Source organism: Marivita cryptomonadis (genome assembly GCF_002115725.1).
Taxonomy (GTDB): domain Bacteria; phylum Pseudomonadota; class Alphaproteobacteria; order Rhodobacterales; family Rhodobacteraceae; genus Marivita; species Marivita cryptomonadis.
On sequence record NZ_JFKD01000002.1, the window covers coordinates 61,649 to 84,968 of the forward strand.

The following is a 23,320-nucleotide window of genomic DNA, read 5'->3' on the forward strand; positions in this document are numbered from 1 at the left end:
GGCAATCTGGTCTTACGTTGTCAGCCCGTCATGTCGCAGCTTTCGACGCGTCTTGAAATCAGGGTGGTCATTCTTGTTGAACCAGCATGGATGAGAACGTGATCTCATCCATGCTGTTGGTGGAAAGGTGATTTACTCTGACCAGCTCACGCCGGTCAGGTCAGTCGCCTGAGTTGGTGCGTTCTGCCAAAGTCCCTTGATGCGGGCATCCGCGACTGTTGGGAAGGCTAACTGGAACAGGTAGCCGTTGACAAAGTCATCCGCGATAATCGTCTGGGCCTGAGTCAGCAATTCGGACCGTGCGGCCGGATCGCTGGTTGCACCCAAGGTGGTCATGAGTTCTTGGAACGCGGGGTTGTCGTACTGGAAATAGTAATCCGGACGCGCATAAATGCCGATGTCGAAGGGTTCTGTATGGCTGACGATGGTGAGGCCGAAATCCTTTCCCCGGAACACCTCTTCCAGCCACTGCGCCCATTCCAGATTGGTGATCTCGGTCTCGATCCCCACGGCACGCAATTGAGAAGCGATGATCTCACCGCCGCGCCGGGCGTAAGAGGGCGGCGGCAGTTTCAGCGTTGTGGTGAAACCGTCGGCATACCCGGCCTCTGCCAGAAGGGCTTTGGACTTTTCGGGGTCGTAGTTCGATTGTGCTGTCAGATCGACGTAATCGGGATTGTGCGGCGCGAAATGGGTGCCGATGGGTGTGCCAAGGCCGAACATCGCGCCGTCGATGATCGCCTGACGGTCGATGGCATGGGCGATGGCCTCGCGCACACGCACGTCATCCAGCGGCGGGAGCTTGTTGTTCGTGCTCAGGATCGTTTCGCCTTCGGTCGAACCGACCAGAACCTGAAAACGGGGATCAGCTTCGAATTGAGGCAGGTTCTCAGGAGCCGGGAAACCTGCAAAAGCGTCGATGTCCTGCGCCATCATGGCGGCAAAGGCAGCGGTGGGATCAGAGATGAACTTGAATGTCGCCGCTTCGAGTGCGGGCGCGTCGCCCCAGTAGTCAGGATTGCGGCTAATTTCGATCCGATCACCTTGGACCCAATTGTCGAATTTGAACGGTCCGGTGCCAACGGGGGTCTGCTTGATGTTCTCGATGCTCTCGGGGGCCACGATCACCGCATCGCCCCATGCCATGTTGAACAGGAAGTTACCGTCCGGCGCCGAGAGTTTCACTTCAACCGTGGTCGGATCAATCACGGTGACTTCAGAAATTCCGGCAAACAGTGACTTCTGTGCATTGGCGCTGTCTTCGGCACGGGCACGATCTAGGGTGAATTTCACATCCTCGGCGTCCATCGTGGTGCCGTCATGAAAGGTCACACTGTCGCGAAGGGCGAAGGTGTAGATCGTTCCGTCTTCACTGATCTCCCAGCTTTCAGCGAGACCCGCCACAACCGATCCATCCGACATGAAGCGCGTGAGCCCTTCGAAGACGTTGGAATAAAGGACCGAGTCAATCGCCCCGGCGGCAGCGCTTGTTGGGTCAAGATGTGGCGGTTCGAGTTGCAGCGCTATCGTGAGATCGGTCTGCTGCGCCATCGCAGGCGCAGTCAGAAGCGCCGCGAGGGCAACGCCCCGAAGGAAGTGGTGTGTCATGGTGTCCCTCCTGTTGTTGTGATCACTGTCAGCGCGAATCGTCCTGCAATCAAGCACATGCTGCAATTTGCGCAGTGCGTGGATTGGGCGGCCCTGCTAGATGCGCGCTCAGATGCGACCCAGAGGAGACGCCGGATGAGCGCCACCGCCCGAAAGACCGCCCCTTTGCCAGACGACATTCGCGCGCGAAAGGGTGGTACCCCCATCGTCAGTCTGACGGCCTACACGACGCCGATGGCCGAGTTGATGGATGCACATTGTGACTTTGTGCTCGTAGGCGACAGCGTCGGGATGGTTCTGCACGGTCTGCCTTCGACCATTGGCGTCACGATGGAGATGATGATCCTGCACGGACAAGCGGTAAAGCGCGGGTTGCGGCAGGCAATGATGGTCGTCGACATGCCGTTCGGGTCCTACGAGGAAAGCCCACAGCAGGCATTTCGCAACGCGGCACGGATCATGTCCGAAACAGGCGCGGGTGCGGTGAAGCTTGAAGGGGGGCAGGGGATGGCCGAGACCATCGCGTTTCTGGTTGCCCGCGGTATTCCGGTGATGGCGCATATCGGTCTGACGCCACAGTCGATCAACACTCTTGGCGGCTACAAGGTACAGGGTCGCGGTGCGGCAGGCACACAGTTGATGGCAGATGCTCAGGCGGTGGCCGAGGCCGGGGCCTTTGCGGTGGTGCTGGAAAAGGTGCCGCAGACACTGGCTGATCGTATCACGGCTGACGTGCCGATCCCAACCATCGGCATCGGCGCGTCGGCCGGGTGCGATGGGCAGGTGTTGGTGGTCGACGACATGTTGGGGCTTTTTACCAAGTTCAAACCGAAATTCGTCAAACGCTATGCCAATTTGGGTGAACAGGCCGAAGCGGCAGTTGCAGCCTACGCTGAAGAGGTACGAACACGCGCCTTCCCGGCGGTCGATCATGTGTTCGCGGATGCCGTGCCGGAGGCAAAGTCGTGATTGCACCGATTGTCAGAGATAAGGCCCAGCTTCGTGAAATTGTCACGCCGTGGAAGCGCGCAGACGAGGTGGTTGGCGTGGTGCCGACCATGGGCGCGTTGCATGATGGGCATCTGAGCCTTGTCGCGGCGGCCAAGGCTGTCTGTGACAGGGTGATCGTGACGATCTTTGTCAATCCAAAGCAGTTCAACAACCCCGAGGATCTTGCCAATTATCCACGCACCGAAGAAGCGGATGGGCGCAAGCTGGAACGGTTTGGTGTGGATGCGATCTGGGTGCCGGATGGGGATCAGATGTATCCCGAGGGGTTTGCGACCACGGTGTCTGTGTCCGGTGTGACCGACTGCCTATGCGGCACGACGCGACCTGGACACTTCGAGGGTGTGGCGACAGTGGTGGCAAAGTTGTTTCTGCAGACGCAGGCGGACAAGGCGTTTTTCGGTGAGAAAGACTACCAGCAATTGCAGGTTGTCGCGCGCATGGCGGCTGACCTCGACATTCCTATCCAGGTGATCGGCTGTCCGACCATCCGAGAGGAGGATGGGTTGGCAATGTCGTCGCGCAACCTGCTGTTGTCCGATCGCGCGCGGGTTTATGCGTCGGTTTTATACGAAGTGATGGAAGACATAGCCGAGGCCTTGCGTGGCGGTGCGACCATGTCGGACGTGTTGCCGGACGCCTTGGCGCGGTTGAATAAAGCTGGATTTACTGAGGTCGATTACCTCGAATTGCGTACAGCGGACGGGTTGGACGGGCTGGAACGGGCGGATGTGCCGGGCCGTCTTTTTGCAGCGGCTTGGCTGGCCGGGGTGCGGTTGATCGACAATATTGCCGTGTGAGCACGCGGACCTGCGTTCTTGCAGGTGGGCGTTTCTGTCTTCAGAAAAGCTTGGGGGCTCTGCCCCCAAACCCCCGAGATATTTGGAAAAAAGAGAAGATCAGGGCAGCAGCAGGGTTTGCAGGCTGCGCCCCATGACCTTGGCGCTGTCTAGCATGTCGGTGATGCCGATCCATTCATCCGGTTTATGCGCCAGTTCCAAAACACCGGGACCATAGGCAATGCAATTCTTCAGCTTTCCGATCCGGTCGATATGTTTCTGGTCGTAGCTGCCGGGTGAGGCGACATAGGTCGGGTCTTGCCCCAGCACTGCGTGGATCGCGTCGTGTACGGTTGTGACGATGGGCGCTGTTTTGTCAGTCATTGATGGGATCACACGGTTGATTTCGCGGATCTCGTAGTCAAAGTTTGCGCGCCGTGCCTTGAGGTCTTCGAGAAGATCAATCACCTCTTGCCGGACGGCTTCTATGGGTTCTTCCATCAGGAAGCGGCGGTCGATGACGATGCGGCAGCTGTCCGGCACGCAATGGGCGGGCAGGCCGGTATAGTCGGCGGGTTGCTCTGGCTGGCCGCCATGGATGGAATTGATGTTCATCGTGGATTGCCGCGCGCCTTCGGGCACGACGGGCATTTCGGTCCACCGGGCCGCCATCGCGGGGTAGAGGGTTTCTTCGAACGCGTGCAGCACGGCGCCCATGTGGCGTACGGCGCAGTCTCCTAGGAACGGCATGGAGCCATGGGCGATTTCGCCCTTGGTTTCGATCTCTGCCCACCAGCCGCCACGGTGGCCAAGGCAGATACGGTCCTTGTTGAGTGGTTCGGGAATGATGACATGTTGGACCCGTTTGGGGTCGAACCAGCCCTTTTCGGCGAGGTAGGCCACGCCGCCATAGCCGCCGGATTCTTCATCAGCTGTGCCGCTGATTTCGATGGCTCCGGCGTAGTCCGGGTGTTGGGTGATGAACGCCTCGGCAGCGATGATCGATGCGGCAAGACCACCTTTCATGTCGCAGGCGCCACGCCCGTAGATTTTGTCACCTTCCACCGCGCCGCCGAACGGATCGCGAGTCCAGCCGTGGCCGATTTCGACCACATCGGTGTGGGAGTTGAAATGCACGCAATCACCTTGGCGAGTGCCTTCGTGCCGCGCAATAAGGTTCCAGCGGGGATATCGGTCGCTGTCGCCGGGCGCACCCTCCGCTCGGACCCAAGTGGTCTCGAACCCAGCGCGCGAAAGCCGCACGTCCAAGAGATCGCAGATCGCAGCGTAGTTTTCGCCAGGTGGGTTGAGCGTCGGGATGCGGATCAAGTCCTGCGTCAGCGTGATAAGATCACCGCGCGCGTCATCGATCCATTGGAAAAGCCCGTCTGACATGTGTCACCTCGCGTTTGCCACCAGTGTTGCGGTGCATGGCGGGCTTGGCAAGGCTCAGCGCCAGTTTAGAGGTGGTAGTTTCCCGACCGGGATGGGACCGATCAGGACTGTTCCGCGATCCAATCCGAGGGTCACGTCAAGCGCATCCCGCGCGCCACCGAAGGTGGACAGCATCGAAAGAAGCTCAACAAGGCCGTCGCCGAGGGCCGTTGGCAAGTCGCCACTCTCGCGTGCGTCCGCAATGGCATCGCGCCAGTTTTCAGCGGTGAGGGTGACTTCTCCGGTGGCCCGGCCGTCTGTGTCGAAAGTGGCATTTCCGGAGACCCTGAAAGTCACGGCGCCATACCTGATCTCGGATCGGGTAAGGGCCATTTCAGTTACATTCGGTGGCAACCCTGAGAGGACCTCCGTCGTAAGCGGTTGGTCAAAGCTGAGTTCCAGTTCGGCGCGTAGTGACCCAAGCGAGTCCGGTCCAATATTCGGGGTAGCCTGTGGCGGCGTGGCGGCAAGGCTGCCGACTGAGACGGCGACACGGTAGGCCGCCGGGGCTGCGTCGATCTTTTCCAGCGCGGCATTGACGTCTGCCATGGCCAGGGTCTGGTTTGGACCTGTCATGTTCAAGACGGTGGATTCAAGGTTGCTTCGAATGAGTGTGCCGTCGTCATGAATCACGCTGGCACGCAGCCCATCCGATACGACGGCGATGTCGCCCTCTCTGGTTGTCAGCGTTTGGGTGTCCGGCCATGCGACGATCACGTGCCCGCGCTTGTAGCTGAGCGCCAGAATCTGCAAAAACGGTGCGCGCCAGTCGAGGGTGCCATCCCTTGCTGCGATCATGGGTTGGGTGATGGTCAGATCGGTACGGTTCGGAAATCCACGTACCGTCAGGTCGGCATACTTGGCCTCCAAACCCGCGTTACGCTGTGTGTCAAACCAATCCGTCACACTGCTGCGCAGGTCTTGTGCCGCGTAAAACCACCATCCGCTGTAAGCCAGCGTGGCCATGATGATCACCGCAAGAAGACGTTTCACCCGCGCACCCCCTTTTGTCTGCCGTGTCTTTGGTGTTTACCGCGCGCTGAAAGGCAGGGCCAGCATCATGACGCTTTGGGTATTCGGATACGGATCGCTTTTGTGGAACCCCGGCTTTACGCCGGTCGAAACGGCTCATGCCCGGCTTGAGGGCTACGCACGCAGTTTCTGCATGCGGTCGATCCATCATCGCGGTACTGAGGATGATCCGGGTTTGGTGCTGGCACTGGATGCGAATCCAAATGGTGCTTGCGACGGGTTGGCGATGCAGATGCACGAGGCCGAGTACGACGCCACGATGGCTTACCTGCGGGAACGAGAATTGGTGTCCTCTGCCTATCTTGAGAAGGTTCTGCCGCTGACCTTCAAAGATGGCCGTGAGGTTTTGGCGGTCACGTATGTGATCGATCCGGACCATGTTCAGTATTGCGGATCGCTGGATTTGGAAGAACAGGCGCGGATCATCGCAACGGCGGTCGGTGGGCGTGGACCCAACAGTGAATATTTGTTCAATACGGCGTCACATCTGGCCGAATTGGGCATTCCAGATGCAGAGTTGGACTGGCTTTGCGCGCGTGTGCGAGCGCTGATCGCTTAACCGCTTGGCGATTGGCGGTGAACCGCCTAGAGTTGCCAACGAAGAACAAGAAACGCGTCAGGAACTGTCCGAATGGATCAGCCGGACATCGAGGCCGAGCCACAGTTTTCACAGCCTGTCCGTCAGGTGTTGATGATGCTCCTAGTTTTGGGGCTGACCGGGTTTGGCGGTTTTCTTGCCTTGCCCCGGGTCCTACCCGTATTCCAAGCCAATCCTTATCTGAACGGATTTATCGCCTTCGTCTTCGTTCTCGGCGTACTGGCGTGCTTTTGGCAGGTCTGGCAATTGATCCAATCGGTGCGCTGGATCGAGAAATTTGCCCAAGAGAGGGAAGGTGGGTTCCAGAGCAAGGCACCCCTGTTGCTTGCACCTTTGGCGACTTTGCTACGGTCGCGCGGCAGGCGGATGCAAATCAACACTGCCTCGACCCGGTCTATTCTGGATTCCGTGGCCACGCGCATTGATGAAGCGCGCGAGATCACGCGCTATATCGTCAATCTCCTGATCTTTCTGGGTCTCTTGGGTACGTTTTATGGTCTGGCTACGACTGTGCCGGCGCTCGTCGACACAATCCGTGGGCTCGCGCCAGAAGACGGGGAGAGTGGCGTTGAGGTGTTTGCCCGGCTGATGAACGGTTTGGACAGTCAATTGTCGGGCATGGGCGTCGCGTTTGCATCGTCCCTGCTGGGACTTGCCGGGTCTTTGGTTGTCGGATTGCTCGAGCTTTTTGCTGGGCACGGTCAGAACCGATTTTACCGCGAGTTGGAGGAATGGCTGAGTTCCATCACCAAACTGGGCTTTTCCAGCGGAGATGGAGACGGCGCCGGTGACATGGGCACCGCAGGGGTCATCCTCGACCAAATGGTCGAGCAAATGGAAGCGATGCAGCTGCTGTTCGCCCGGTCCGAAGAAGGCCGCTCCGAAGTGGAATACCGTCTGGGTCAGCTGAGCGATACGCTGGAGCGGATGACCGAACGGATGGAGGCCACCGCGCCCAGTGCGACAGCTTTCGCCCGGATCGCCGACAGTCAGGATCGGTTGATCGACGTCCTGGCGCACAAGTCCGACAATGAGGGCCTCGATGCCGAAAGCCGGATGCGGTTGCGGTCGATCGACGTGCAGATGTTGCGCATTCTCGAAGAAGTGGCGGCGGGCCGTCAGGAGACGATGGCCGAATTGCGCACTGATCTGAACGCAATTGCGCGCGCTTTGGATCGCATGGCCCGCAATTCGGGGCGTAAGGCCGACAAGGGCGAGGGCTAGGCCGTGGCACTGTCACGTCGTACCGGTGCCCGGTTCCAGGCGTCGATCTGGCCCGGCTTTGTCGACGCGATGACCGGGCTCTTGCTGGTGCTGATGTTCGTGTTGACCATCTTCATGGTGGTGCAGGCGGTTCTGCGCGACACGATTACAGGACAAGAGAACGAACTCAATTCGCTATCCTCTGAAATTGCGGAACTCGCCCGCGCACTGGGCGTGGAGCAGCAGCGGACCACGTCCTTGACCAACCAGTTGGGCGCCTTGAACGCAACGCTGGATGACACACAGGCGCGGTTGACTGAACAAGAGGCGATCATTGCGTCTTTGTCGGCAACACGCGACCGGCAGGCTGCAGCATTGGAGGCGGCCGATGCGCGGATCGCGTCATTCGAAGAACAGGTTGCCGGGTTGCTGTCAGAGCGCGACACGGCACGGGATCAGGTGGCCGAGCTTTCCGAAGCACGCGCCCAATTGCTGACCGAGCAGGAGGCTTTGAACCTCGCCTTGGCAACGGCACGCAGCGAGATTGATGAACAGGTTGAAGCGGCACGATTGGCGGCGGCACGGCGCGAAGCACTGGAAGCTTTGGTGGCGGATCTGCGCGCCGAAAACGCAGAAACGACGGAGCAGGTTGGGGTGCTGACCGCGCAAGTGGCAGATCTCGAGAATGCGCTCAGCGACGAAGAAACGGCGAAACTGGTCGAGGCAGCCGCAGCAGAGGCCCTGCGTGAGCGGTTGGAGAACGCGGATGCCGAACTGACGGCAATGACTATGGCGCTTGAGGCGCAGCGGGCGCGGGCCGAAGAAACGCTTACCCTCTTGGCGGCCGCGCGAGAGGCAGAGGAAGACCTGAACGCGCGTTTGGCAGCGGCTTTGGTCGAAGGACAGGACTCGACTGCGGCATTGCAAGCGCGTTTGGACGCAGCGATTGCCGCTAGCGAAGAAAGACTAGCCTCTCTGCAAGCGCAACTTGAGGCCGCGACCAACGAAGGGCAAGAGACCGAAGCGTCATTACAGGCGCAATTGGCAGCACAGGCCAACCGGATTGCATTGCTTGAACAGGAACTTTCGGCCTCGCAGGTTGATCGGACAACGATGTCTTCGTTGGAGGCACAACTTTCGCAGGCCTTGATCCGGGTATCAGAGGCCAATGCGCTAGAAGCGAGGCTAGAAGAATTGCGAGCGGAAAACGCCGCTCTGACCTCTGATCTGAGTGGGTCAGAGCAGACCACCGCCGAATTGCAAGGAACGGTAGAGGCTTTGCGTCAGGCGTTGGCAGACGCACAGGCAGAAGCGGCGACCCGCACTGAAAGCGAACAGACACTTGAGCAGCGCCTTGCCGCAGCCTTGGCCCAACAGACTGCCGTGGAAGCATCGTTGGCAGACACGCGCGATCAGTTGGCGGCGGCACTGGCGGCAAAGATCGCAGCAGAGACCACCCTTGAAGACCGTCTGACAGACGCCGAACAGCGGCAGCTTTTGTTGGAGCAAGCGCGCAGCGAATTGGACGAGCAAACCCAGCGCGCAATAGAAGCGCAGCGGCAGACGGAATTGCTCAATCAGCAGGTTGGTGCATTGCGTCGACAGTTGTCGTCCTTACAGGCGCTTCTCGATGAAGCGACCATGCGCGATGTCGAAGCGCAAATCCAGCTTGAGAGCCTTGGCAGCGAATTGAACACGGCCTTGGCTCGTGTGGCGGCAGAGGAGCGGCGGCGACGTCAGTTGGAAGAGGCAGAGCGCATCCGACTTGAGCAAGAGCGGCAGAGGCTCGAAGAAGAAAGACAGCGTCTGGCGGGTGAGAACCAAGATCTTGAACAGTATCGCTCCGAGTTCTTTGGGCGGCTGCGTGAGGTCTTGGGAAATCGCGAAGGTGTCCGAATCGAAGGCGACCGTTTCGTCTTTTCGTCCGAGGTCTTGTTCCCGTCCGCACAGGCGGCGCTGTCTGTCGAAGGGCGTGCACAGGTGGCCAATGTTGCCGCCATTCTTAGGGACGTATCGCAGGACATTCCCGAAGGTATCAACTGGATCATCCGTGTCGATGGGCATACCGACAACGTACCATTGTCGGGGCAGGGGCTTTACGCAGACAATTGGGAGTTGTCGCAGGCGCGCGCGCTGTCAGTCGTACGCTACATGATCGACGATTTGGGTATCCCGCCGCGCCGTTTGTCGGCCAACGGTTTTGGCGAATACCAACCGATCAATGATGACGACACAGCCGAAGCAAGGGCGCAGAACCGGCGGATCGAATTGAAACTGACCGAGCAATAGGCGTTAGTCCACGATCACATCCGCATGTCGCACGGCCAAGAGTGTGGTGCCACGGAACAGTTGGACATAGCCGCGATACGCGCCCTTGGCCCAGCCACCATCGGGTGCGCGTTTGCCATAGGCGCGCATCAGCTGCGCTTGATCATCGTCAAGCCGTGCTGTGTGAGTGAACACCTCGCCGTCTGGGCCGTTCATTGTCATTTCGATGCGATCATAAGCGTCGCCATGAAATGCATGAGTATACAGCACCATCGCGTCTGTTGGCGAAAGCGAGGTGCGGCGTGCTTCGCCGGATTGGACCTGTCCGAACTCTGGGACCGTGTCGGAGACCCCGACCGTGAAGAGGCCGGCATCCGTGTAGCGGGGAGCGTCCAGCCACAAGGTTTCGCGCGGTTCGGCGCATGCGTTGGTTTTGCCGGGGGCAAAAGGGTCGATGACGTCGGGGCCTTGGGTGATTGTCAGGTGCAGATGCGGGTAATTGGTCAATCCGCTCAGACCCACCTCGCCCAGCAGCTGTCCCCGGACCACGCGTTGACCGGGTGTGACGCGTACAGACCCCAGCTTCATATGGCAGTAAACGGATTGATATCCATTGCCGTGGTTGATGCGCACCGCGTTGCCGCATTCCTCTCCGTTGAGGTCTGTGCCCGGCACATAGGGTTGATCGGGGCGGGTGTTTCGGATTGCCTCGACCCGGCCATCTGCGGCGGCGATCACGCGGACACCGTCTTCCATTTGCTCAAAGCTAAGAAGAGCGAAATCTGTCCCGCTGTGACCGTCCCGCGTCTTGAGCCCGCAGCGGTAATCAGCGGCGGTCTCTGTCGGATCGACGTCGGGATAATCCTCGATCACGCATGTTTCGTCCAGAACGCAATCAAGCGGCATTCCCAAAAAGGAAACGTCCGCCACAAGAGGTGTGGCGGACGTAATTATTATAGCAATCAGACTACGGATCACTCCGCCGTCAGAAGCGGGGGTTTCTTGCTGGACAGGCGCGGATTGTCCGGCCCGAAAGTTTCCAGCAGGAGGTTGCCGTCTTTAAGGGACACGCGCACCACGCCACCCTTGGCAAGCTTTCCGAAGAGCAATTCTTCCGCGAGCGGTTTCTTGATCTCTTCCTGGATCACGCGGCCCAAGGGGCGCGCGCCCATCTTGTCGTCGTAGCCCTTGTCGGCCAGCCATTCGGCTGCAGGCTTGGTCAATTCGATGGTTACGTTGCGGTCCATGAGTTGCGCTTCGAGTTGCAGCACGAACTTTTCCACGACCTGAAGAATTACCGACTTCGGCAGCGGCAAGAACGAGATCACGGCATCCAGACGGTTGCGGAATTCCGGCGTGAACGTCCGCTCGATTGCAGCGGTATCCTCACCTTCGCGGCGATCACGACCAAAGCCGATGGCGGCCTTCGCCTGTTCCGCAGCGCCTGCGTTCGACGTCATGATCAGGATCACATTGCGGAAGCTGACAGTGCGACCGTTGTGGTCGGTCAGTGAGCCGTGGTCCATCACCTGCAACAGGATATTGTAGACATCCGGGTGCGCCTTTTCGATTTCGTCGAGCAGCAGCACACAATGCGGATGCTGGTCCACGCCATCGGTAAGCTGACCACCCTGATCAAACCCGACATATCCCGGAGGCGCACCGATCAGACGGCTGACCGCGTGTTTCTCCATATATTCGGACATGTCGAAGCGCAGAAGCTCTACACCCAGCGTGTCTGCCAGTTGTTTTGCCACCTCGGTTTTCCCCACACCGGTCGGACCTGCAAACAGGTAGTTGCCGATGGGCTTTTCCGGTTCCCGCAGGCCAGCGCGTGCGAGCTTGATCGCCGAGGACAGCGCGTCGATGGCGGCGTCCTGACCGAAGACCACGCGCTTGAGCGATGCTTCCAGATCCTTGAGGACCTCTGCATCGTCCTTGGACACGTTCTTTGGCGGGATGCGGGCGATCTTGGCCACCACAGCTTCGATCTCTTTCGCACCGAGCGATTTGCGCCGCTTGGATTCCGCCACCAGATGCTGAGCAGCACCAGCCTCGTCGATCACGTCGATGGCCTTGTCCGGTAGTTTACGGTCGTTGATGTAGCGTGCGGACAGTTCCACCGCAGTCTTGATCGCTTCGGCGGTGTATTTGACGCCGTGATGTTCCTCGAAATAGGGCTTGAGACCCTTAAGGATCTTGATGGTGTCTTCGACCGAAGGTTCGTTCACGTCGATCTTCTGGAACCGGCGGCTGAGTGCGCGGTCTTTTTCGAAGTGCTGACGGAATTCCTTGTAAGTGGTAGAGCCCATGCAACGCAGCTTGCCACCCTGAAGTGCAGGCTTCAGCAGGTTGGAGGCATCCATTGCGCCGCCGGAGGTGGCACCTGCACCAATGACAGTGTGGATCTCGTCGATGAAGAGCACCGCGTCATCATGGTCTTCCAATTCGGTCATCACGGCCTTCAGACGTTCCTCAAAGTCACCACGGTAACGGGTGCCCGCAAGAAGCGCGCCCATGTCGAGCGAATAGATGGTTGTCTTCGACAGAACCTCGGGAGTCTCGCCAGCCACGATCTTACGCGCCAAGCCTTCCGCAATCGCAGTTTTGCCCACGCCGGGATCCCCCACAAGAAGCGGGTTATTCTTGCGGCGACGGCAGAGCACCTGGATGCAGCGTTCGACCTCGGAATCGCGGCCGATCAGCGGGTCGATATCGCCTTCGCGCGACTTGGCGTTCAGGTCCACGCAATATTTAGCGAGTGCAGACTCTTTCTGTTCGCCTTGCGGTTCTTGCGCTTGGGTTTCTTCCTCGTTGTCGGACGCACCTGTGACCGGGCGGCTTTCACCGTATGCGGGGTTCTTGGCGACGCCATGTGCGATGAAGTTGACCGCGTCATATCGGGTCATGTCTTGATCTTGCAGGAAGTAGGCGGCGTTGCTTTCGCGTTCGGCAAAGATCGCGACCAGCACGTTGGCGCCAGTCACTTCGCTGCGGCCAGAACTTTGGACATGGATTGCGGCGCGCTGGATCACGCGCTGGAACGCTGCTGTCGGAACCGCCTCGGACCCTTCGATGTCGGTGACCAAGTTGGACAGATCATCGTCGATATAATCGACCAGCGTCGTGCGCAACTCTTCCGTGTCGACCGAGCACGCTTTCATCACGCGAACCGCGTCAGGTTCGTCGATCAGCGCCAGCAGCAGATGCTCCAGCGTTGCGAACTCATGCGACCTCGAATTGGCCAACGCCAAAGCCGAGTGAATTGCCTGCTCAAGGGTATTCGAAAATGAAGGCACGGTTGAGTGCTCCTTCTTTTGGTGTTGCGTCGCAGGGTACGACACAACTGTCATCTTATTGTTAAACTGTGGTCGTTACCTACAAACCTTCAAGTTTTTTCTTTGTCTTGACAGGGTACATCAGTGCAATTGCTTGCACGTTCTTGTGAAATTGCCTCAGAAGCGGTCCTTGCGGGCGCGAATTTCGGCAAATACGTCGACCGGTTCGGCACCGATCATGTCCAAGTGGGCTTGGATTGCGGGGTCAGCGGCGCGCAGGAAGGGGTTTGTCGCCGCTTCTTCGGAGAGTGTGCTGGGAACCGTTGGTTCGTTTCTGTCTCTTAATGAATTTATGCGGTCTATCCGCGCTTTCAAGTCAGTATTGTCAGGGTCGACCGTGATCGCGAAACGGGCGTTGGCCTGAGTGTACTCGTGACCGGAACAAATCAATGTGCCGGGTTCCAGGGATGCGAGTTTCTGCAGACTGTCCCACATCTGTGCTGCAGTTCCCTCAAACAGCCGGCCACATCCAAGCGCCATAAGACTGTCTGCAGTAAACGCATATCCAGACGCTTGGGCCACAAAGGCGATGTGCCCAACCGTGTGTCCGGACACATCAAGGACGTCGATCACCTCACCGCCGAACTCGAAACGGTCGCCATCGCTGACTTCTCGGTTAAGTGAAGGCAGCCGATGGCGGTCTGCCTTTGCTCCGGTGACCTTGGCGTCATGGCTCTTCAAAAGGTCGTCCACGCCGCCGATATGGTCATGGTGATGATGCGTGAGCCAGATTTCGGTAAGGCTCCAGCCCCGCTTGTTCAATTCGTCCAGAAGCGGCTGCGCCTCTGGCACATCGACACATGCCGTCGCACCGCTTGCGCTGTCATGCAGCAGATATGTGTAATTGTCTGACAGTGCCGGCAGAGTGACGAGTTCAAGGGGCATGGCGTTTCTTTCCGTGGTAAGTACACTTAACGGCAAACTAGGCCAAAATGTTCGGAGGCCCAAATGCATCTCGACGTGCAGCGGTTGCACAGCTTCTACTATCGCAGTGCGATAGGTCGCGTGGCGCAACGCGTAGTCCGGGATCAGGTGACCACGTTTTGGCCCGAAGCCAAACAACAATCGGTTGGAGGGTTCGGGTTCGCCGTCCCGTTGTTGCGTCCTTATCTCCCGCATGCGCGTCGTGTCGTTGCGCTGATGCCGTCGCAGCAAGGTGTCATGCCGTGGCCCGCAGGGATGCCCAATGTCTCCGTGCTTTGCGAAGAAACGCTTTGGCCGATCGAAAATGGGCGCTTCGACAAGCTCGTTTTGATGCACGGTCTGGAAACGTCCGAGCGGCCCTCGGCTTTGCTTGATGAATGTTGGCGGGTTCTTGGGCCGGGCGGCAAAGCCTTGTTCATCGTACCAAACCGGTCGGGGCTGTGGGCGCGGTCCGACGCTACGCCGTTCGGGTTCGGGCGGCCTTATTCGATGGGCCAACTAGAAGCACAGCTCAAAGCGCACAATTTCGAACCACTTCGACATACTGCAGTGCTGTATCAGCCTCCGTCGACACGCCGATTTTGGATGAAGACCGGGCGTTTCTGGGAACAGATGGGGCGGAGCGTATCTGCTCTTATCGCCGGAGGGGTGCTGATGGTTGAGGTATCGAAAACCAATCCAACGCCGCGCGGTACAAAGGCAGAAAGCCGTGTGCTCAATCCGCTGGGCAACCTTGTGCCGAAGCCGTCCAGCAAACCTGCGCGGGCGCGCGTGCAGGGCAAAAGCGCCGCATTCGAGCACGGGAATCCCTGATCTCGTCCTCACTTTGCCCGCTTTTTGTGCAGTTGCGGCGAGGATCGGCAATGTTGCACGGCACTCGAAATAGCGCTTTAGGCCGACAGGAATCGGCAAACATGACCAATCCGCTCGGAAAAGATGCACCTTTATTGCGCGCAATAGGTCGCACTTATGGCTAACTTGTTGTAAACAAAAGGGATGTGAGTGATTTCAAAATCACCATACCGTGTTGCGGGCTGAGGAAGCCTCTGCTACATCCGCGCTGATTTCTATGCCATGCGGCATTTGCCAAACTGAAAACGTCTCTGACCACCGGTAATTCGGGGGATCGGAGACAGAATAGCGGAAGGGTGGACGTGTCTGAATCAGCATCCATTTCCTCTGGCATCGCGGATCGCTATGCCACGGCGGTCTTTGATCTCGCCAAAGAGGGTAAAGAGCTGGATAAGCTCGAAGCGAATCTCGACGATCTGTCGGCCGCACTTGCGAGCAGCCCAGAACTTACCGACCTGATCCATTCGCCGGTCTACAGCCGTGATGCGCAGTCGAATGCGATCACCGCGGTTGCAGCGAAGATGGGTTTGACAAAGACGATGCAGAACGTGCTGGCGCTGATGGCGTCCAAGCGTCGCCTGTTCGTGCTGCCGCAGATGATCAACCGTCTGCGCGACCAGATTGCGGAAGAAAAGGGCGAGGTCACGGCTGATGTCGTCTCCGCCGTCAAACTGACCGCCGCCCAGTCGAAAGAGCTTGCCAATACGCTCAAGACGAAAGTTGGCAAAGATGTTAAGATCAATGCGACCGTTGATGAATCCCTCATCGGCGGTCTTGTCGTTAAAGTGGGCTCGAAGATGATCGACACGTCGATCCGCTCCAAGCTCAACTCCCTGCAAAATGCTATGAAAGAGGTCGGATAAATGGGTATCCAAGCAGCCGAGATTTCTGCGATCCTAAAGGAGCAGATCAAGAACTTCGGGCAGGACGCCGAAGTCACCGAGGTGGGCCGCGTCCTTTCCGTTGGTGACGGTATCGCGCGCGTTTACGGCCTCGACAATGTGCAGGCCGGCGAAATGGTCGAATTCCCGGGCGGAATTCGCGGCATGGCGCTCAACCTTGAAGCCGACAACGTCGGTATCGTGATCTTCGGCTCTGACCGGGACATCAAGGAAGGCGACACAGTCAAGCGTACCAAGGCCATCGTGGACGTGCCTGTGGGCGACGAACTGCTGGGCCGGGTTGTTGATGGTCTGGGCAACCCGATCGACGGCAAAGGTCCGATCAAGACCGCCAACCGTTCCATCGCGGATGTGAAAGCGCCGGGCATCATCCCGCGTAAGTCGGTTCACGAACCGATGGCGACTGGCCTCAAGGCCGTCGACTCGATGATCCCGATTGGCCGTGGCCAGCGCGAACTCATCATCGGTGACCGTCAGACCGGTAAAACTGCCGTTGCTCTGGATGCGATCCTGAACCAGAAATCCTACAATGACGCGGCAGGCGATGACGAGAGCAAGAAGCTCTATTGCATCTATGTTGCGGTTGGCCAAAAGCGTTCCACAGTGGCGCAGTTGGTGAAGAAGCTCGAAGAGAGCGGCGCGATCGAATACACGATCGTGGTTGCGGCCACCGCGTCCGACCCTGCGCCGATGCAGTTCCTTGCACCTTACGCAGCGACTTCGATGGCCGAGCACTTCCGTGACAATGGCCGTCACGCTCTGATCATCTATGATGACTTGTCCAAGCAGGCCGTTGCGTATCGTCAGATGTCCCTGCTGCTGCGCCGCCCGCCGGGCCGCGAAGCCTATCCGGGTGACGTTTTCTATCTCCACTCGCGCCTGCTCGAGCGTTCGGCCAAGCTGAACGAAGACAACGGCTCCGGTTCGCTGACGGCTCTGCCGATCATCGAAACTCAGGGTGGTGACGTTTCGGCGTTTATTCCGACCAACGTGATCTCGATCACCGACGGTCAGATCTTCCTTGAAACCGAACTCTTCTACCAAGGTGTCCGTCCTGCCGTGAACACCGGTCTGTCGGTCTCTCGTGTGGGTTCGTCCGCTCAGACAAGCGCGATGTCCTCGGTTGCCGGTCCGGTTAAGCTGTCCCTCGCTCAGTACCGCGAGATGGCAGCGTTCGCGCAGTTCGGTTCCGACCTCGATGCCTCGACACAGCAGCTGCTGAACCGTGGTGCACGTCTGACCGAGCTGATGAAGCAGCCGCAGTATTCGCCGTTGACCAACGCCGAAATCGTCTGCGTCATCTTTGCAGGCACCAATGGTTATCTGGACAAGATTCCAATGGATCGCGTGAAGGATTTCGAAGCGGGTCTGCTAGGCCACATGCGCGGTAAGCGTAGTGACATTCTTGAATGGATCACGAACGACGATCCGAAGATCAAGGGTGACGCTGCCGACAAGCTCAAGGCCGCGATTGACGAATACGCCGCCGACTTCTCGTAAGGAGACGAGGCAATGCCAAATCTCAAGGATTTAAAAAACCGGATCGCGTCGGTCAAATCGACCCGCAAGATCACCAAGGCCATGCAAATGGTGGCCGCCGCAAAATTGCGGCGGGCACAGGATGCTGCCGAAATGGCACGTCCTTACACAGAGCGGTTCAACGCCGTGATGGGTGCGCTTGCGTCCAGCGTCGGCGACAGCGACAGCGCGCCGAAACTGCTGAGCGGGACCGGCAAGGACGACGTGCATCTGCTTGTCGTTCTGACGGCGGAGCGTGGTCTGTGTGGTGGCTTCAACGCGAATATCGCGAAGCTGGCCAAGCAGAAGGCGACAGAGCTCAAGGCCAAAGGCAAGACGGTCAAGATTTTGACTGTCGGCAAAAAAGGCCGTGACGCGATGAAGCGTGACTTCGGCAACCTGTCCGTCGGTCATATCGACATGAGCGATGTGAAACGGATCGGGTACGCGGATGCTCAGGGCATTGCCAAGGACATCCTTGGTCGCTTTGATGCAGGTGAATTCGATGTAGCGACGATCTTCTACGCAAAGTTCGTTAACGTCGTGAGCCAGACCCCGACGGCACAGCAGGTTATCCCTGCTGCCTTCGATGCGCCCGAGCAAGGCACTGCTGAAGCAAGCACGCTTTACGATTACGAGCCGGACGAAGAGGCGATCCTTGCCGATCTTCTGCCGCGCGGTGTGGCGACGCAGATCTTTGCGGCGTTGCTGGAAAACGGAGCCTCCGAACAGGGTGCCCGGATGAGCGCGATGGACAATGCAACCCGCAACGCGGGCGAAATGATCGACAAGCTCACCATCGAATACAACCGTTCGCGTCAGGCCGTGATTACCAACGAACTGATCGAAATTATCTCGGGCGCCGAGGCGCTCTAAGAACCGGAGACGAAACATGGCAAACGCAAAAGGCAAAATCACGCAGGTGATCGGCGCCGTCGTGGACGTTCAGTTCGACGACCACCTGCCGGCTATTTTGAACTCGCTGACCACGAGCAACAACGGCAAGAAGCTCGTGCTCGAAGTGGCACAGCACCTTGGCGAGAACACCGTGCGCACCATCGCGATGGACGCAACCGAAGGCCTCGTTCGGGGTCAGGAAGTTGTTGACACCGATGGGCCGATCTCGGTGCCGGTGGGTGCAGCGACACTCGGTCGTATCCTGAACGTCGTCGGTGAGCCGGTGGACGAAGGCGGCCCGGTTGAAGCGGAAGAGTTCCGTCCGATCCACGCCCCTGCGCCCGAATTCGCAGAACAGTCGACCGAGTCCGAAATCCTCGTTACCGGCATCAAGGTGATCGATCTTCTCGCGCCCTATTCCAAGGGTGGTAAGATCGGTCTCTTCGGCGGTGCCGGCGTGGGCAAGACAGTTCTCATCATGGAACTGATCAACAACATCGCCAAAGTGCACTCTGGCTACTCGGTGTTCGCGGGTGTGGGTGAACGTACCCGTGAGGGCAACGACCTTTACCACGAGATGATCGAATCCAACGTTATCAAGCCGGACAACCTCAAGGAAAGCCAGGTGGCCTTGGTCTACGGTCAGATGAACGAGCCTCCGGGAGCGCGTGCGCGTGTGGCCCTGACAGGTCTGACACTGGCGGAACAGTTCCGTGACGCATCCGGTACAGACGTTCTGTTCTTCGTGGACAATATTTTCCGCTTTACACAGGCTGGCTCCGAAGTGTCCGCTCTGCTGGGTCGTATCCCGTCTGCTGTGGGCTACCAGCCGACACTGGCGACGGACATGGGCCAGATGCAGGAACGCATCACGTCGACCAAAGCAGGCTCGATTACGTCGATCCAGGCCGTGTACGTGCCTGCGGACGACCTTACCGACCCGGCGCCTGCGACGACATTCGCCCACTTGGACGCAACAACCGTTCTGTCCCGTGCGATCTCCGAGCTTGGTATCTATCCGGCGGTTGACCCGCTCGACTCCAACTCGCGTCTGATGGACCCGCAGATCGTGGGCGAAGAGCACTATCAGGTGGCACGTGACGTTCAGGGTATCCTGCAGCGCTACAAGTCGCTTCAGGACATCATCGCGATCCTCGGCATGGACGAACTGTCCGAAGAGGACAAGATGACCGTGGCCCGTGCCCGTAAGATCCAGCGCTTCCTGTCGCAGCCGTTCGACGTGGCGAAGGTGTTTACCGGCTCTGACGGTGTTCAGGTTCCGCTTGAAGACACAATCTCGTCCTTCAAGGCCGTGGTTGCGGGTGAATACGACCACCTGCCCGAAGGTGCCTTCTACATGGTGGGCGGCATCGACGAAGTGAAAGCCAAAGCTGAAAAGATGGCGGCAGACGCAGCCTAATCCGGGCGCTTATCCGTCCTCGCGGGGTTCTTCGCGAGGACGCCACCCAAAAGGAGATCACACATGGCAGAGACCATGCAATTCGATCTGGTCAGCCCCGAGCGCAGCCTGATGTCGGCGCAGGTCAAATCTGTGCAGATCCCGGGTGCGGATGGCGATATGACAGCCATGCCGAACCATGCGCCGCTTATCACAACACTGCGCCCCGGTGTGCTGAAGGTCGAAACCGACAAAGGCATCGAAGAGTTCGTTGTGACAGGCGGTTTCGCAGAGCTAGGAGAGAGCCTTTCGGTTCTTGCCGAGCGTGCCGTTCCGAAAGCGGATGTCGATCAAGCCGCCTATGAGGCGATGGTCGATGAGGCGCATGCGGCCTACAAGCAGACCAAGGAAACATTCAAAAACGAACCAGGCCCGGTAGACGATGCAGCCAAGCTGTTGGCTGACATGGTTGCGGTTGGCACACATATCGGCCTGTCGCCGAAACAGCCATCGCTCTGAACCAGCTTTTGGTTATACAATCATAGCCCCGCAGCAATGCGGGGCTTTTTTGTTTGGGACATAGACTTGTCCTGCGATAGACCCCAATGACTTTGAGAAAAGGTGTCATGCAGATCATCAACAGCGCGCGTGTCGGAATAGCTCAAGGCTCGGTCGATCTTTTCTCGGACTATGAAACTGGCGGAGAGATGTGGACCGGAGAGGGTTTCCGTGCACGCAACCAGTGGATCGGCTTTGATCGTCCGTTTTCGGGTCCGCCCACTGTGCATGTTTCCCTGACACTGTGGGATATGGACAGTGCCCACAACGTGCGCGCCGACCTTACGGCAGAAGATATCTCCCAAGCCGGCTTCACTGCTGTATTTCGAACGTGGCTCGACACCAAGGTTGCGCGGGTCCGCATCTCTTGGATTGCCATTGGCGCTGTCGCATCAGACGACGATTGGGATGTCCTCTAACCGGCGTCGCGCGCCGGCTTTTGGTGGAACATCAACACATCGGCACCTTGGGGATTTAAAGGATGCCCTCATAGATCGGCCCCAGCGTTTCCGTCTCGAACAGGGACGACACAGATGTCCCGTTCCAGATGTTCAGGATCGCTTGCGCGAACATTGGAGCCGTCGGAACGATACGAATGTTTTTCGCCTTCGCAACAGCGTCCGTCGCCTGAATGGAATCCGTGATCACCAGCGACTTCATCACTGAATTCGTGATCCGTTCCACTGCGGGGCCAGACAACACCCCGTGGGTGATATACGAGTGCACTTCTGTGGCACCATGTTGCATCAGCACTTCAGCCGCCTTGCACAGCGTTCCGGCAGTGTCGCAGATGTCGTCTACGATGATACATTTCTTCCCGGTTACATCGCCGATCACGGTCATCTCGGCAATTTCACCCGGCTTCTCGCGGCGTTTGTCTACGATCGACAGCGGTGCGTTGATCCGTTTGGCCAGTTCGCGGGCACGGGCCACCCCGCCCACGTCTGGAGATACGATCATTACGTCGGACGTATCGCCTTTGAACTGCTCTAGAATATCAAGAGCGAAAATCGGCGATGCATAAAGGTTGTCCACCGGAATATCGAAAAAGCCCTGAATCTGTGCTGCATGCAGGTCCATCGTCAAAACACGCTCAATGCCTGCTTCTGCGATCATGTTCGACACCAGTTTGGCGGTGATCGGGGTACGTGCCTTGGACCGACGATCCTGACGGGCATAGCCAAAATAAGGGATCACGGCAGTGATGCGGGCCGCAGAGGAACGACGCAGCGCGTCTGACATGATGAGCAGTTCCATCAAGTTGTCGTTCGCCGGATTCGAGGTCGGCTGGATGATGAACATGTCTTCACCACGAACGTTCTCGTACACCTCGACAAAGATTTCCTGATCATTGAAGCGCTCGACCCGCGCATCGACGAGGCCAACGTTCATCCCGCGGTACATCGTCATCCGGCGTGCGATGCCTTTGGCCAATGGCATGTTCGCATTGCCGGAAATGAGTTTGGGTTCAACAATGCTGGGCATGGCGGCAGGCTCCATTGGGGCGGTCAATGATGACAGATTCGTGACGTTGCGCTCGCCTTAGCATGCGCCTACCGTCGCGCAAAGCAACTGACGCCCGGAGGGACCAAATGGCCCACATTGATTACTTTTTCTCAACACTGTCACCCTATGCCTACCTCGCGGGCACGCGGTTGGAAGATGTCGCGGCAAAACACGGTGCGACCATCACCTACAAACCTCTGGATGTGGTCGCTCTTTTTGGTCGGACGGGCGGCACCCCACCCAAAGAGCGGCATCCCAGCCGCCAGCAGCTACGGGCGCAGGAACTGACCCGGCAATCGAAAAAGCTGGGGCTTCCGCTGAATTTGCAACCGGCGTTCTGGCCGACCAACGGGGCGCCCTCATCCTACGCGATCATCGCAGCACAGAATGCGGGTGGCGGGGACCTTGGCAAGCTCGCACATGGTTTCCTGCGGGCTGTCTGGGCCGAAGACAAAGATATTGCGCAGGATGACGTGGTCCGAGCAATGCTGGCCGATGCAGGCTTTGACCCGGCCCTGGCCGACAGTGGGTTGCTCAGCGGTGCCGAAGCCTATGCCGCTAATCTCGAAGAGGCGGCGTTGCGCGGTGTATTCGGGGCGCCGTTCTATATCACGGACAATGATCAGCGTTTCTGGGGACAGGACCGGATTGGGGATCTTGACCTGCACCTTGCCGGAAAGCTCTGATGCTCGATGAGTTGAAAGGAGGTTTTCCAGTCTTCGTTCGGTCTCTTGGCAGCGGGCCGCAACCGGCCCTGCTGCTCCATTGCGCCCTTGCGCATTCCAAAGTCTGGACGCCTCTCGCTTCACGGCTGTCGACCGCCTTGTCGATGGTCGCACCGGATATGCCGGGCCACGGGCGCAGTGCGCCGTGGGATCGCCGTTCCGATCTGCACGATCAGGTCACGGCCATTGCCAAGGACTGCCTTGCTGAAGGCGCCCATGTGATTGGGCACAGCTTTGGAGCAACTGTCGCCTTGCGGCTGGCGATGGAAGAACCAGACAAGGTGCACAGTCTGACGCTTATTGAACCGGTGCTGTTCGCAGCAGCACGTGAAAGCGACCCGCATGTGTTCGACACCTATATCGAGACATCCCAAAGCTTCGGCGCAGCGCTGGCAAACGACAACTGGTCCGATGCTGCGGCTGATTTCATCCGCATCTGGGGGGATGGCCGCCCTTGGGACTCTCTGAGCGACACAGAAAGAACGTCATTTGCCGCACAGATGCCCTTTATCCGCGAAACAGAGCCCTGTCTGGTCGAGGATGCGAATGGTCTGCTGGCACCGGGACGCCTCGAAGGTATCAGGTGCCCGACACGTCTGATCCGTGGTGCCAACACGGAGCCAGTGATCGCGGCGATCCATACCACGCTGCAACGACGGATACCGGGTGCCATGGATACGGTCATCGAAGGGGCGGGTCACATGGTGCCGATCACGCATCCTGATGCGGTTGCCAGCTGTATCGGCGATTTGATCAATGGCTAGCCCCTTG

Annotated in this window: 21 protein-coding genes; 14 read left to right on the forward strand and 7 right to left on the reverse strand. The window is 58.6% G+C overall.

Annotation, left to right across the window (positions count from 1 at the left end):
- Positions 1 to 132: 132 nt before the first annotated feature.
- Positions 133 to 1,608, reverse strand: a complete 1,476-nt coding sequence (locus MCRY_RS02095) for an ABC transporter substrate-binding protein (protein WP_085627827.1) — start codon at positions 1,606 to 1,608, stop codon at positions 133 to 135.
- A gap of 135 nt (positions 1,609 to 1,743) precedes the next feature.
- Between MCRY_RS02095 and panB the strand changes: the two genes are divergently transcribed.
- Together panB and panC are read left to right on the forward strand one after the other, a co-directional pair.
- Complete coding sequence (panB, locus tag MCRY_RS02100) at positions 1,744 to 2,577, forward strand: 3-methyl-2-oxobutanoate hydroxymethyltransferase (protein WP_085627828.1); 834 nt, start codon at positions 1,744 to 1,746, stop codon at positions 2,575 to 2,577.
- Positions 2,574 to 3,416 carry a pantoate--beta-alanine ligase gene (gene panC / locus MCRY_RS02105; RefSeq protein ID WP_085627829.1) on the forward strand — a complete coding sequence of 281 codons (843 nt, stop codon included), beginning with the start codon at positions 2,574 to 2,576 and terminating at the stop codon, positions 3,414 to 3,416. Before panB ends, panC begins: the two co-directional genes overlap by 4 nt.
- A gap of 99 nt (positions 3,417 to 3,515) precedes the next feature.
- Here the strand turns inward: panC and MCRY_RS02110 are convergent, their stop codons facing one another.
- Positions 3,516 to 4,790, reverse strand: coding sequence for an acetylornithine deacetylase/succinyl-diaminopimelate desuccinylase family protein (locus MCRY_RS02110; protein ID WP_085627830.1), 1,275 nt, complete (start codon positions 4,788 to 4,790; stop codon positions 3,516 to 3,518).
- 54 nt (positions 4,791 to 4,844) lie between these two features.
- Positions 4,845 to 5,822 carry a DUF2125 domain-containing protein gene (locus MCRY_RS02115; RefSeq protein ID WP_085627831.1) on the reverse strand — a complete coding sequence of 326 codons (978 nt, stop codon included), beginning with the start codon at positions 5,820 to 5,822 and terminating at the stop codon, positions 4,845 to 4,847.
- A 67-nt stretch (positions 5,823 to 5,889) separates the two neighbouring features.
- Between MCRY_RS02115 and MCRY_RS02120 the strand changes: the two genes are divergently transcribed.
- The 3 genes from MCRY_RS02120 to MCRY_RS02130 all read left to right on the forward strand — a co-directional run bounded on the left by MCRY_RS02120 (position 5,890) and on the right by MCRY_RS02130 (position 9,951).
- On the forward strand, positions 5,890 to 6,420 hold the full coding sequence (locus MCRY_RS02120) for a gamma-glutamylcyclotransferase (protein WP_085627832.1): 531 nt from the start codon (positions 5,890 to 5,892) through the stop codon (positions 6,418 to 6,420).
- A gap of 72 nt (positions 6,421 to 6,492) precedes the next feature.
- Entirely contained in the window at positions 6,493 to 7,683 is a 1,191-nt protein-coding gene (locus MCRY_RS02125) for a biopolymer transporter ExbB (RefSeq protein ID WP_085627833.1), read from the forward strand.
- Positions 7,684 to 7,686: 3 nt separating this feature from the next.
- Positions 7,687 to 9,951 (forward strand): peptidoglycan -binding protein, encoded by a 2,265-nt coding sequence (locus MCRY_RS02130; protein WP_085627834.1) that lies wholly within the window; start codon positions 7,687 to 7,689, stop codon positions 9,949 to 9,951.
- 3 nt (positions 9,952 to 9,954) lie between these two features.
- Here the strand turns inward: MCRY_RS02130 and MCRY_RS02135 are convergent, their stop codons facing one another.
- From MCRY_RS02135 to gloB, 3 genes are all read right to left on the reverse strand, one after another.
- Positions 9,955 to 10,836: a M23 family metallopeptidase gene (locus MCRY_RS02135; protein ID WP_085627835.1), complete on the reverse strand. Its 882-nt coding sequence runs from the start codon at positions 10,834 to 10,836 to the stop codon at positions 9,955 to 9,957.
- Between the two features lie 68 nt (positions 10,837 to 10,904).
- A complete protein-coding gene (gene clpA, locus MCRY_RS02140) occupies positions 10,905 to 13,229 on the reverse strand; it encodes an ATP-dependent Clp protease ATP-binding subunit ClpA (protein ID WP_085627836.1) in 2,325 nt (774 codons plus the stop codon).
- 156 nt (positions 13,230 to 13,385) lie between these two features.
- A complete protein-coding gene (gloB, locus tag MCRY_RS02145; RefSeq protein ID WP_085627837.1) occupies positions 13,386 to 14,153 on the reverse strand; it encodes a hydroxyacylglutathione hydrolase in 768 nt (255 codons plus the stop codon).
- 63 nt (positions 14,154 to 14,216) lie between these two features.
- On the opposite strand from gloB, the gene MCRY_RS02150 reads away from it, so the two are divergent.
- The 7 genes from MCRY_RS02150 to MCRY_RS02180 all read left to right on the forward strand — a co-directional run bounded on the left by MCRY_RS02150 (position 14,217) and on the right by MCRY_RS02180 (position 20,737).
- A complete protein-coding gene (locus tag MCRY_RS02150) occupies positions 14,217 to 15,005 on the forward strand; it encodes a methyltransferase domain-containing protein (protein WP_085627838.1) in 789 nt (262 codons plus the stop codon).
- Between the two features lie 335 nt (positions 15,006 to 15,340).
- A complete protein-coding gene (locus tag MCRY_RS02155; protein ID WP_085627839.1) occupies positions 15,341 to 15,907 on the forward strand; it encodes a F0F1 ATP synthase subunit delta in 567 nt (188 codons plus the stop codon).
- Complete coding sequence (atpA, locus tag MCRY_RS02160; protein WP_085627840.1) at positions 15,908 to 17,446, forward strand: F0F1 ATP synthase subunit alpha; 1,539 nt, start codon at positions 15,908 to 15,910, stop codon at positions 17,444 to 17,446.
- Between the two features lie 12 nt (positions 17,447 to 17,458).
- Positions 17,459 to 18,340 (forward strand): F0F1 ATP synthase subunit gamma, encoded by an 882-nt coding sequence (locus tag MCRY_RS02165; RefSeq protein WP_085627841.1) that lies wholly within the window; start codon positions 17,459 to 17,461, stop codon positions 18,338 to 18,340.
- Positions 18,341 to 18,356: 16 nt separating this feature from the next.
- A complete protein-coding gene (gene atpD, locus MCRY_RS02170) occupies positions 18,357 to 19,781 on the forward strand; it encodes a F0F1 ATP synthase subunit beta (RefSeq protein WP_085627842.1) in 1,425 nt (474 codons plus the stop codon).
- Between the two features lie 63 nt (positions 19,782 to 19,844).
- The gene (locus tag MCRY_RS02175) at positions 19,845 to 20,279 is read left to right on the forward strand and encodes a F0F1 ATP synthase subunit epsilon (protein WP_085627843.1); all 435 of its coding nucleotides are present in this window, start codon (positions 19,845 to 19,847) and stop codon (positions 20,277 to 20,279) included.
- A 107-nt stretch (positions 20,280 to 20,386) separates the two neighbouring features.
- Entirely contained in the window at positions 20,387 to 20,737 is a 351-nt protein-coding gene (locus tag MCRY_RS02180) for an H-type lectin domain-containing protein (RefSeq protein ID WP_085627844.1), read from the forward strand.
- Between the two features lie 55 nt (positions 20,738 to 20,792).
- Here MCRY_RS02180 and MCRY_RS02185 read toward each other — a convergent pair whose 3' ends face one another.
- The gene (locus MCRY_RS02185) at positions 20,793 to 21,803 is read right to left on the reverse strand and encodes a ribose-phosphate pyrophosphokinase (RefSeq protein ID WP_085627845.1); all 1,011 of its coding nucleotides are present in this window, start codon (positions 21,801 to 21,803) and stop codon (positions 20,793 to 20,795) included.
- Between the two features lie 107 nt (positions 21,804 to 21,910).
- On the opposite strand from MCRY_RS02185, the gene MCRY_RS02190 reads away from it, so the two are divergent.
- Positions 21,911 to 22,510 (forward strand): 2-hydroxychromene-2-carboxylate isomerase, encoded by a 600-nt coding sequence (locus MCRY_RS02190; RefSeq protein WP_085627846.1) that lies wholly within the window; start codon positions 21,911 to 21,913, stop codon positions 22,508 to 22,510.
- Positions 22,510 to 23,313, forward strand: coding sequence for an alpha/beta fold hydrolase (locus tag MCRY_RS02195; RefSeq protein WP_085627847.1), 804 nt, complete (start codon positions 22,510 to 22,512; stop codon positions 23,311 to 23,313). Before MCRY_RS02190 ends, MCRY_RS02195 begins: the two co-directional genes overlap by 1 nt.
- Positions 23,314 to 23,320: the final 7 nt, after the last annotated feature.

Excerpts from the sequence above, each read along its gene's own strand:
- MCRY_RS02095 (WP_085627827.1), bottom strand. The coding sequence starts at position 1,608 with ATGACACACCACTTCCTTCGGGGCGTTGCCCTCGCGGCGCTTCTGACT.
- MCRY_RS02190 (WP_085627846.1), top strand. The coding sequence starts at position 21,911 with ATGGCCCACATTGATTACTTTTTCTCAACACTGTCACCCTATGCCTAC.
- MCRY_RS02175 (WP_085627843.1), top strand. The coding sequence starts at position 19,845 with ATGGCAGAGACCATGCAATTCGATCTGGTCAGCCCCGAGCGCAGCCTG.
- panB (WP_085627828.1), top strand. The coding sequence starts at position 1,744 with ATGAGCGCCACCGCCCGAAAGACCGCCCCTTTGCCAGACGACATTCGC.
- MCRY_RS02150 (WP_085627838.1), top strand. The coding sequence starts at position 14,217 with ATGCATCTCGACGTGCAGCGGTTGCACAGCTTCTACTATCGCAGTGCG.
- MCRY_RS02165 (WP_085627841.1), top strand. The coding sequence starts at position 17,459 with ATGCCAAATCTCAAGGATTTAAAAAACCGGATCGCGTCGGTCAAATCG.
- MCRY_RS02135 (WP_085627835.1), bottom strand. The coding sequence starts at position 10,836 with ATGCCGCTTGATTGCGTTCTGGACGAAACATGCGTGATCGAGGATTAT.
- atpA (WP_085627840.1), top strand. The coding sequence starts at position 15,908 with ATGGGTATCCAAGCAGCCGAGATTTCTGCGATCCTAAAGGAGCAGATC.
- MCRY_RS02180 (WP_085627844.1), top strand. The coding sequence starts at position 20,387 with ATGCAGATCATCAACAGCGCGCGTGTCGGAATAGCTCAAGGCTCGGTC.
- MCRY_RS02110 (WP_085627830.1), bottom strand. The coding sequence starts at position 4,790 with ATGTCAGACGGGCTTTTCCAATGGATCGATGACGCGCGCGGTGATCTT.
- MCRY_RS02185 (WP_085627845.1), bottom strand. The coding sequence starts at position 21,803 with ATGCCCAGCATTGTTGAACCCAAACTCATTTCCGGCAATGCGAACATG.
- MCRY_RS02120 (WP_085627832.1), top strand. The coding sequence starts at position 5,890 with ATGACGCTTTGGGTATTCGGATACGGATCGCTTTTGTGGAACCCCGGC.
- MCRY_RS02195 (WP_085627847.1), top strand. The coding sequence starts at position 22,510 with ATGCTCGATGAGTTGAAAGGAGGTTTTCCAGTCTTCGTTCGGTCTCTT.
- MCRY_RS02125 (WP_085627833.1), top strand. The coding sequence starts at position 6,493 with ATGGATCAGCCGGACATCGAGGCCGAGCCACAGTTTTCACAGCCTGTC.
- atpD (WP_085627842.1), top strand. The coding sequence starts at position 18,357 with ATGGCAAACGCAAAAGGCAAAATCACGCAGGTGATCGGCGCCGTCGTG.
- gloB (WP_085627837.1), bottom strand. The coding sequence starts at position 14,153 with ATGCCCCTTGAACTCGTCACTCTGCCGGCACTGTCAGACAATTACACA.